This window comes from Frigoribacterium sp. PhB160, assembly GCF_003751785.1.
Lineage (GTDB): Bacteria > Actinomycetota > Actinomycetes > Actinomycetales > Microbacteriaceae > Frigoribacterium.
This window is the reverse complement of record NZ_RKIE01000001.1, coordinates 1,378,226-1,387,425: the sequence shown is the minus strand read 5'-3', so window position 1 is coordinate 1,387,425 and position 9,200 is coordinate 1,378,226. Positions and strand designations below refer to the sequence as shown.

The window sequence follows — 9,200 nt, the reverse complement described above, 5'->3', positions numbered from 1 at the left end:
GGGACTCCTTAGTAGATCGAGGTGATGCGCAGAGCACCCGACTGCGGGTCCTCAGCGAGCGAGCGGAACTTGTTGTAGCCGCCGTGGTTCAGCCCGATGCCGCCGACGTTGCTGGCGAGGAACTGGCCGAAGGACAGTGGGAGCTGCACCCACCTACCGGATGCGACGGGGGTGGCCGTTGACGAGGACAGGGCGGGAGCGCCCGTGGGCTTGCCGGCGTGGGGGTGGGTGGCGAAGACGGGCGGGTTGCCGCGGATCTGCGTCAGGGTCGACCAGATCTCGATCTTCTCGACCGCGGCGTCGGCGAGTGTGTCGCGGATCTTCGAGCCGTAGAACCAGGCGCCGAGGAGGCTGTCGGACGCCCACACCTGCGCCTGACGCCAGCCGTAAGCCCCTGACCAGGAGCCAGCGTCGACGGCCGTGAAGACGTCGACGTGGCGGCTCGAGGGTGACGGGGCCGGCGGGTCCGGAGTCGGCTTGGGCGGCGGGGTTGTAGCGAGCGGGCCGATCACGTGTGGGCCGCCCTGCCAGTACAGCTTCACGTTCTGTCCGGAGGACAGCGCCTGCCCTGCCGTGTAGGTCGCCGTGATCCGACCGATGTCGGTCTCGACGACTGCGGACTCACTGCTGACGGTGACGATCGTGCCGTCGCCCGGCGGGATGACGGTCGGGCCGAGCAGCCATGGAACTCCGTCGATGAACTGGACCCACACCTGCTCGCCGACCGCGGGCAGGTACGGTGTCGCGGACTTGATCCCAAGGAGCCGGCTCCCCTCGAGGTCCACGGTGGCGGCCTTGTCCTCGTAGGAAACGAATGCGCCTGCGTACATCCCGACCCGGGACTTGTCCCCGAGGAGCGACTCGAGCTGCTCGACGTCGGTCGTCACGGGTTCACCTCCAACGTCAGGGCCTGGGTAGCGCCGGAGTCTCGGCTGATCGTGCGCACGCGGCCCAGCAGGTCCCCGGTGGGGTGCTCGATGGGCACGACGTCACCGACCTCGCGCAGGGGGTTGAACTTCTCGACGACGGGCACCTCGAGTGCCTGCATGGTGGACACCCGTGGCAACAGGTCGTTGACGTACGCCTGCGCCTGCGTGCGAGAGGTGACGAACTCGCTCGAGGCGTAGTAGGTGACGCGGCCCGCCGGCGAGGGCGACCCGTCCGCGTTCCGCACCCGAAGAGGGCCCTGGGTGATCTCGGCCGTGGCGACGATCGAGGTCTGGTCACCCGCTGTGCTGCGGAACGCGACCCTGTTGTAGACCGCTTCCGACGACAGCGACCGGGCGAGACTGATGAGGCTCCCCCCGTTCCCGCCGCGGAGCACTGGGCCAGGGGCGGGCCACGTGATGGTCCGCTGACCGAGCGATCCGTCCGGCCGCATGTAGGGGACGGCACCGAGCACTGCGACGAGGTCGTAGACGTACTCGAGCCGGTCCTCCTCGAAGGCGATCGAGCGCGGGATCGGCTTGTCGGGGACCATCTTCGTCAGCTGCAACTGCGTCTGCTTCGCGACCTCCGCGAACACCGACGTCAGCTTCGCCGGCGACCCAGGAACATCGAACCGGTCCCGCTGCACCCGGTGGAACCGATCCTGCAGGGTGAGCTCGACCCGAGAGCCGAGGGTGATGCGCCGGCTGCCGTACTTCGCGGTGAAGTCCTTCGCGGACGGCGTCTCGACGATGCGGTACCAGCCCATCTCGACGCGCTCGGTGAAGTCGCCCGCTGACACGATGCAGTAGACGGCGAGCTCGGCGCCGGCCGGTGCGAGCAGATCGCTGACCGTCGTCGGGGAGAGCGAGTCCGCGAAGTCGCCCTGGTAGATGACGGTGACGGACCCGGTCGACTGGACTAGGGCGCCACCGTCATCGTCGAACTTCGGATCGATGATGGGGAGGTCGGCGACCTTCCTCTCCCCGTCGTAGTACAGATCCGCCAGCCATCGTCGCTCGAAGGAGTACTCGAGCACCTCGAGGAGCTGGTCGGAGTGGACGCGCATCAGCCAGCCAATCCCGCGAGGGTGAAGTCGCGATCGCGGTCGAGGCGCGTGAGGTACGCCGAAGCGCGCTCAGCCCGGGTCGGGTAGGCGGCATCGACGTCGTCGCGGCGGAGGAGAGCAGGGACCAGACCCGGAGCCGGCGGGCGGGCCTCGTTCGCCGTGAAGGTGAACATGACCGCGCCGCCGTCGCGGGCGACATCGAAGGCGACCTCGTGGAGCTCGTCGATCGTCCCGAAGAAGGTCCGTGGGATGCGCATGGGCGGCGGGATGCGGATGCACACCACTGCGCCGGAGGACTCCCCGTACCGGCCGAGGACGGACTGGAAGAGGTCGGCGTCGGCGATGCTCTCCGTCAGCAGGTTGAAGTCGACGCCCTCCGCTCCTCGGCGTTGCTGCCCGAGCCAGGTCCCGACCTCGGCACCCTCGACGTAGACGAGCTCGCCCGGTGTCCGGCGGACGACGTCCGCGGCCGTGCCAGCCATAGCGCGGGGCCACACAGCCACCGCCGGATTGAGGGGCTGGTGCACGCAAGGCTGCTTCGCGTCGAGGACCGTCACAGCGGTCTCCGTGAAGCCCATCGACACCGTCATGGTGTCGTCGGTGAACATCTCCGCCCGGTACGTGATGGGCACCCCGAACGGAGCCTCGTAGTCGATGAGCGGGAACCCGCCGACGGCGTACCGGCGGAGGCCACCTCGCACCTCCATGGTGCGGCCGTCTGCCACCCGCCACACGTTGACGTAGGTAGCGCCGGGCAGCACCTCCCGGAAGGTCATCTCCACTCGTTCCACGGGAGACCTGTCGACCTTCGGGACGAGCTGCGGTGACGTCTGGTAGTACAGCGACGTCGATGCGTTGGCCGGGCCGGTCCAGGCGTTGTAGGGCCCGGACGCGCCGGTGAAGAAGTTCGGCATGGTCGCTGGCGTCGCCGCGACGAGGATCAGCTGAGTGACGAAGAACGCGGTCCCGGTGACCGCGACGTTGACGGAGGCTGTGCCTTCCGGCGCGGTCCCGAACACCTGGATGGGGCCGGGCGGGGGCACCGGGTCAGCGTCAGAGGTTGTCAGCTCGTAGATGGTGTCGCTGGTCTGTTGGAACAGGTCCGCCGGGTACGACCGGTCGGGGCCCATCTCGGCGTGCCCGACGACGAACAACCCTGACCCGGGTGCCGTCTCGTAGAACCCCGCGGAGAGGTCGTAGACCATGCCCGCGGACTCAGTACCGATGACCGTGCCCTGCGCGTTGAGGAACTCGATGATGAGCCGGATCGTCTGCGAGGCGACCACGGTGGGGTCGAAGCGGAACATGCCGGCCGCAGCCCAAGGCTGCCCTGCGGCGGCGGGGGCGCGCCACGCGGCGGGGAGCCGCGCCGCACCGTCCTCGCCGGTCGTGCTGTGGACGCTGTAGGAGCGGCCGCGGGCCGCGAGCTGGGAGTCCTTGACCCGCTCGACGGTGGCGCCGCTCCCCTGCAGCAGCAACTGCGGCCCGATGGCGAGAGGGTCGGGCACGTAGTTGGTCAGCATCTGCCGGTCCTTTCAAGACGAGCAGAGGAGCCAGGCTGAGCCCGGCCCCTCTGCATCACTGGATGCGCTGACGACCCGCGGAGAGGCGCGTCCCCGTGTCACGGGCCGCGGCCTTGACCTCGGTCTTCGAGATGACGCGCGCCTTCGTGAGGATGCTGCCGTCGGCGTCGTACAGGGCGATCTCCGAGGGCAGCACGCCAGCCCCTTCCGCCGCTGACGGGCCGCGGAGGCCGGCGAGATAGGCGCCCGCACCGACTCGGGGTGCGAACGCCGCGGCGTCGGGGACCTCGACCATGGAGTCGAACGCCGACCTGACACCAGGAACGGAGTCGAGGACGCCGCCCTCGTAGCCCTCACCGGTATTGCGACCGAGGCCGCGCATGAGGCGCGACGGGGAGTGGATGCCGAGGAAGTTCTTCACGGCGTCGACCGAATCCTTGATGGGCCCCAGCACGGCGTCGCGGATGCGTCCCGCGGTGGCCTTCACCCCCTCGATGAAGCCGTTCATCATGTCGCGGCCCACACCGAGCAGCAGTCCCGCGAGACCACCGAGTGCCCCGAGGATCTGTCGGGGCAGTCCGGACACGAACCCGACCGCGGAGCTGACGCCGGCGCTGATCGCCCCGGTGATGCCGGACCAGGCCCCGCGGACCAAGCCGACGAGCCCGTTCCACACGCCGGAGAAGATCGACCGGATGCCGTTCAGCGCGGCGCCGATGACGGCACCGAGGATGCTGAGGGCGCCCGACACGATCGACTTGATGAGGTTCCACGCGCCGGCGACGATGTTGCCGAGCCCGGTCCACACCTGCGACCAGTTGCCGGTGATGATCCCGGTGACGACCTGGATGATCCCCTGCACGACCTGCATCGCTGCGGTGATGATGCTGACGATCACGCCGAAGACCGTCGTGATGACCGGGAGCAGGGCCTGGATGACCGGGACCAGCACGCCGATGATCGTCGTGATGAGCGGCGCGATCGCCTGGATGATCGCGGCGAACAGCGGCACCAAGGACACCAGCACCGGGGCGAGTGCCCCGATGAGCTGAGCGACGAGCGGCAGGATCGCCGCGACGAGGCTGATGATGACGGGGATCAGTGGCATGACGGCACCGAGCACCGAGACGAGCAGGCCTGCGACCAGGCCGAGGACCGGCCCGAGCGCGGCGAGGACCGTCGTGAGGACGCTGCCTACCGTGGCCGCGAGCAGCCCGATCTGTGGGGCCAGCGTTGTCAGGGCCCCAGCGAAGACACCAGCCAGGGTGCCGGCGAGCTGCAGGATGACGGGTAGCAGCGTCGCGAGGACAGTGGTGAGGTTCGCCGACAGAACTGTGACCACGGGTGCGAGAGCGGACAGCAGCGACTGCAGGACGGTCGTGAGGGCACCGCCGAGGGTCGTTGCCAGCTGCGCGAACGCCCCGAGGAGAGTCGGTAGCAACGGCTGGATGACCTGGAAGATGAGCGACAGTGGGGAGAACGCCTGCCACAGCGACACCGCGGTCCCGATGAGCGGCCCGAGCGTCGAGCCAAGACCGGACAGGAGCGGCCCCACCGCGGCGAGACCGGTCGTGAGGCCGGCGGAGATGACCGGGGCGAGTTCCTGCGCCTTCGTGGCGACCGCGCCCATGGCGTTGCCGGCGAGGTTGAACACCGCGGTGGAGAGCGGCTCGATGGCTGACAGGGCGTTGTTCTTGACGAGGGTCCAGGACTCGGCGAAGTCGGCTGTCTCGGCCGCGACACCGAGGATGGTGTCGCCCGAGAGTCCAGCAGCGCCCACGAGGTCATCGAGAGCGAGGGTTCCGGACTGGATGGCGCCGACGAGCTGGCTGGCGCCCTTCGTGCCGAAGACCTTCCCGGCGAGGTCGATCGCGCCGGCCGTGTCGCCTGCGTCGATGAACCCTTCGAGCTGGGTGATGACGCCCTCGAAGGCGGCCTGCGGCTCCTGGCCGTCCTTCGCGAGGGTAACGAGGGACTTCGACAGGGACCCCATGACCTGGCCGGTGTTCAGACCGGCCTTGTCGAGGGAGCCCGCGAGTGCTGCTGTCTCGGAGAACGAGAAGCCGAGGTTCTGGACGGCGGGTGCGTTCTTCTGCACCGACGAGGCGAGCTCGTTGATGCCGACGCCGGTCGCCTGCGACACCTGGAACAGTTCGTCCATGGCGCCGGAGACCGCTTCGCCCTCGATACCGAAGGCGGAGAACGCGGCCGTGGTCGCGTTGATGTCGACCTCGGTGCCGAGGATGCGGCCGGCTTCGAGGTACTGAGAGGCGACGGTCTTGAGGGTGTCGCCGGAGAGGCCGAGGCGGGTGTTGAGGTCGGCGACCGCGGAGCCTGCGTCCTCGAAGCTCGCGGGGACGGAGGTCGCGACGTCCTTCGCGACGTCGGAGAGCCCCTCGAGCGCTTCGCCCTGGGCGCCGGTGCCGACACGGATGGTGTCGGTGACGTCGTCGAAGATGCTGCCGACGGCGTACAGGCCCGCGAAGCTGCCGACGAGGGCGGCACCAATCGCCGCGCCACCGAGCGCGCCCTTGAAGGCGCTGCTGAAGCGTCCACCGGACTCGCGTCCCGCGGCGTCGCCGGCGGACTGTGCGTCCGGGACGAGTGCCTTGGCGATCTCCCCCTGGGCCCCCTTCATGGAGGGCACCAGGGAGATGTAGGCGGTGGCGAGTTCGGTAGGCACGCGCCACCGCCTTCCTCATCGACGGGGCGACCACCCCAGGAACTTGTCGAGCTCGTCGAGCTCCATCACGGTGCCGCCGCCGACCTTGACCTCGCCGCCCGGGCGCTTCAACGGCTTGGGCTTCGAGCCGCCCTTCTTGCCCGCGCGCTGCCAATTGGCGCCAGCGAGCAGGTCGACGACGGACGCGAGGAGATGCGTCTGCACGTCGGCCCAGGAGGCGATCTCGGCGCCGAGGTTGGATCGGGCGTAGGCGGAGCTCGCGGGAGCCCAGACGAGCAGTGCCCGGAGGTCGAGCCACGAGAACCCGGGCGATCCCAGATCGTCGAGGGATCGCCCGGCCAAGAAGAGGTCGTAGCGGATGGCCTCCTCGTGAGCGTCTAGGACTCGGAGGAGGCCGAGGATTCCCCCACGCTGACGCCCGACTCCTTGGCCCAGTTCTCGTACAGGGCCTCGAGCTGGTCGAGGGACTCGAACTTGTCGACGACGCCGGGCACGTAGTGCTCGAGGAGGGCGTAGACGCGGTCGATGCGGTTGGCCTGCGCGTCCATCTCTCGCATCAGCGAGGGCTTGATGAACCGCAGCTTGGGGACCTTGTGGGTGCGGCGGTCGCCGGGGATCTTGAACGTGAACACGTTCTGATCGACCGACGCCTTCGACGCGGGGACTTCGTAGACCATGGTGGGACTCCTTCTGGTGTCGGGACTCCGGTGGGGGTGACAGTGGGCCGGGAGGAGTCCCGTCTTCCCGGCCCACTGATCTGGTCCGGCTACGCGCCGGGCGTGATGTCCGCCGTGGTGACGACGGGGGTCTTGCGGCCGTCGTCGGTGAGCTCGTAAATGAGCACCCCGAACTCGTCCGGGTAGGCGGAGAGGGTGACGTCGCGCACGGCCCCGTCGCTGTTCGAGTACGGGGTGTCGCCCGTCTCCGTGATCTGCCCGTCGGGGACGTTGACCTTGAGGTGCGCGTCGCCGTCGGCCATGTCGAAGCACCAGGACAGGTGCGGTGCCTCCTGCCCGGAGACGGCGACCTTCATCTGCTCGCCGTGCTCGGCGGTGGCGGCGGTGACCGTGACCGCGCTGTCGCCGTAGACGGCGCGGGCGCCGACGGGGTTGAGGTACTCGAGGAACTGGAAGGCGAGGGTCACCGCGAAGCCGGTGGTCGACTTCTTGACGGTGATGCCGCCCCAGTCCTTCAGCTCGTTGACGTCGCGGGACTCGGACTTCGTGACGCCGCCCTCGCTGATGTAGCCGGCGCGGATGAGCGCCTCGTCGAGGACGGCGATGGCGGTCTCGGGCAGCGGCGTGCCGAGGGGGCCGACGGCGACTCCGCCGGCCGCGACCGGCTTGCCGTTGATGACGCGTGAGGCGTTGTTGACCATGGTGTGAGCCCCTTTCCGGGCAGCAGGAAGACCGCCCGGGGCGGCCATGGGTGTGGTGGGTGCTACGCGACGACGCCGCGGAGCGACACCGCGTACGTCGCGGTGGATCGTGACTGGTCCGTTGTCGGATCAGGGAGGTCCTGCGGCAGGGAGAAGACTCCGACGCTGCTGCAGGGGTGGCCGCCCACGCTGAGGTTGCGGCCCGCGGCGAGCATGATCGCGTGGCAGACCCACCCGAGCCTGGCGGCGGCACCGTCGCTCGACGCGTACGCCTCGACGGTGACAGTGGGCGTCAGGTGGGCGACGTCGTCCTGCGCGCCGCCCACCGAGCGCACGCGCACGAATAGCGCGGGCCGGGGTGAGGGAACGTAGCCACCTGCTACTGCCTTGGTGTAGCCGTCGACGGTCGGCAGCACGCGGGCCAGTTCGGCCACGACGACCTCTACTGGGTCGGGGGCGAGGATCAGCTCCGCGCTCACCGGCCGGCATCCAGCGCTCGGGTCAGCGTGCGGTTCTCAGCCTCGTCGCGCATGGCCTCGAACGAGGCTGTGCGGACGGATGCTCGGGCGCGAGTGCGACCGACGCGGGTGTCGACCTCGTAGTCCTCGCTGCTGCCTGCCGCGGACGCGATGCGCTCAGCACGGTCCCGGAGGTCAGCCTGCACCTCGGCCGACTTCAGGATCTCCTGGATGGCGCCCGGGGTGATCTCGATGCGGACCTTGCTCGGCATCAGCCCTCCCAGCGTTTGGTCGTCAGGCGGACGGAGTCGAGGACGCCGGTCGGGGACGGGATGTCGAGCGGCTGACCGTCGACCTCGTGCTCCACACCGGCGATGCGGACGTGATCCGACGCGACGATGTCCGCGCCCGACGGGGCGTCAACCGTGTAGCCCGTGAGGACCGCGCTGCGAGCGTCCGTGTCCTCCACGGACGACGTCGGTTCGTACCAGCACCGCTTGATGTCGAGCTCGTCGGGCACCGCGGTGTAGTCGGTGACCTCGGTCCCCCGGTCGACACGCTTCGGGTAGCGCAACCGGACGATGGTGAGCCGGGCGAAGGACGCCCTCACAAGTGCCACCCGACCCGGTACGCCGCGAGGGCTTCCTGCTCGTGCTGCATCAGCACAGTGCCGCCTGCGACGCCGGCCGCGGTGGCCGTCCACGTGATCGACGACGCGAGGGACTGCTCGCGGATGACGCCGAGCGGCGACCCGAGGGCGCGGGCGGCGATCTGCAGAGTCAGGTCCTGGATGAAGGACGGGACCTCGTCGAGGCCGTGCCGATAGGTGATGACGAGGCCGCGGCGTCGCGTCGACCAGCGGTGGCCGAACACCTGACCGGTGTCCTCGTCGAAGTCGAGCGCCCCCGTGTCGAGCGTGGTGCCGTCGTTGACGACGGACACGAGCGCCGCGATCCTCCGGGTGGGGAGGAACACGGCGTCGCGTCCGCCGACGTACTGCACCTGCTCGGCGACAGGGGCGATGTGCCAGCCGCAGTAGTCGCGGATAGCGCGGGAGGCCGCGGCGAGAGCTGTGTCGAGGAACGGGCGCGTCGCGGGGATGGCCCCCTCGGTGCGTTCCTCCATGTCCTCGGGCTTCGCGAACGAGTCGAGCTCTGCCACG

The 9,200-nt window shown here is 69.4% G+C and carries 11 protein-coding genes; all 11 read right to left on the bottom strand.

The window, feature by feature from the left end; translation table 11 throughout:
- Positions 1-8: 8 nt before the first annotated feature.
- The 11 genes from EDF38_RS06575 to EDF38_RS06525 all read right to left on the bottom strand — a co-directional run bounded on the left by EDF38_RS06575 (position 9) and on the right by EDF38_RS06525 (position 9,199).
- The gene (locus EDF38_RS06575) at positions 9-887 is read right to left on the bottom strand and encodes a hypothetical protein (protein ID WP_123354518.1); all 879 of its coding nucleotides are present in this window, start codon (positions 885-887) and stop codon (positions 9-11) included.
- The gene (locus EDF38_RS06570; RefSeq protein ID WP_123354517.1) at positions 884-1,996 is read right to left on the bottom strand and encodes a hypothetical protein; all 1,113 of its coding nucleotides are present in this window, start codon (positions 1,994-1,996) and stop codon (positions 884-886) included. The genes EDF38_RS06575 and EDF38_RS06570 overlap by 4 nt, the downstream gene beginning before the upstream one ends.
- Positions 1,996-3,519, bottom strand: a complete 1,524-nt coding sequence (locus EDF38_RS06565; protein WP_123354516.1) for a hypothetical protein — start codon at positions 3,517-3,519, stop codon at positions 1,996-1,998. Before EDF38_RS06565 ends, EDF38_RS06570 begins: the two co-directional genes overlap by 1 nt.
- Before the next feature lie 55 nt (positions 3,520-3,574).
- Entirely contained in the window at positions 3,575-6,202 is a 2,628-nt protein-coding gene (locus EDF38_RS06560) for a phage tail tape measure protein (protein ID WP_123354515.1), read from the bottom strand.
- A gap of 15 nt (positions 6,203-6,217) precedes the next feature.
- Positions 6,218-6,544, bottom strand: a complete 327-nt coding sequence (locus EDF38_RS06555) for a hypothetical protein (protein WP_123354514.1) — start codon at positions 6,542-6,544, stop codon at positions 6,218-6,220.
- 35 nt (positions 6,545-6,579) lie between these two features.
- Complete coding sequence (locus EDF38_RS06550; protein ID WP_123354513.1) at positions 6,580-6,879, bottom strand: hypothetical protein; 300 nt, start codon at positions 6,877-6,879, stop codon at positions 6,580-6,582.
- Positions 6,880-6,968: 89 nt separating this feature from the next.
- Positions 6,969-7,580: a hypothetical protein gene (locus EDF38_RS06545; protein WP_123354512.1), complete on the bottom strand. Its 612-nt coding sequence runs from the start codon at positions 7,578-7,580 to the stop codon at positions 6,969-6,971.
- A 62-nt stretch (positions 7,581-7,642) separates the two neighbouring features.
- A complete protein-coding gene (locus EDF38_RS06540; RefSeq protein ID WP_123354511.1) occupies positions 7,643-8,059 on the bottom strand; it encodes a hypothetical protein in 417 nt (138 codons plus the stop codon).
- Complete coding sequence (locus tag EDF38_RS06535; RefSeq protein ID WP_123354510.1) at positions 8,056-8,310, bottom strand: hypothetical protein; 255 nt, start codon at positions 8,308-8,310, stop codon at positions 8,056-8,058. The genes EDF38_RS06540 and EDF38_RS06535 overlap by 4 nt, the downstream gene beginning before the upstream one ends.
- Positions 8,310-8,612, bottom strand: coding sequence for a hypothetical protein (locus tag EDF38_RS06530; protein ID WP_148061458.1), 303 nt, complete (start codon positions 8,610-8,612; stop codon positions 8,310-8,312). The genes EDF38_RS06535 and EDF38_RS06530 overlap by 1 nt, the downstream gene beginning before the upstream one ends.
- 32 nt (positions 8,613-8,644) lie before the next feature.
- Positions 8,645-9,199 (bottom strand): hypothetical protein, encoded by a 555-nt coding sequence (locus tag EDF38_RS06525; protein WP_123354508.1) that lies wholly within the window; start codon positions 9,197-9,199, stop codon positions 8,645-8,647.
- Position 9,200 lies beyond the last annotated feature (1 nt).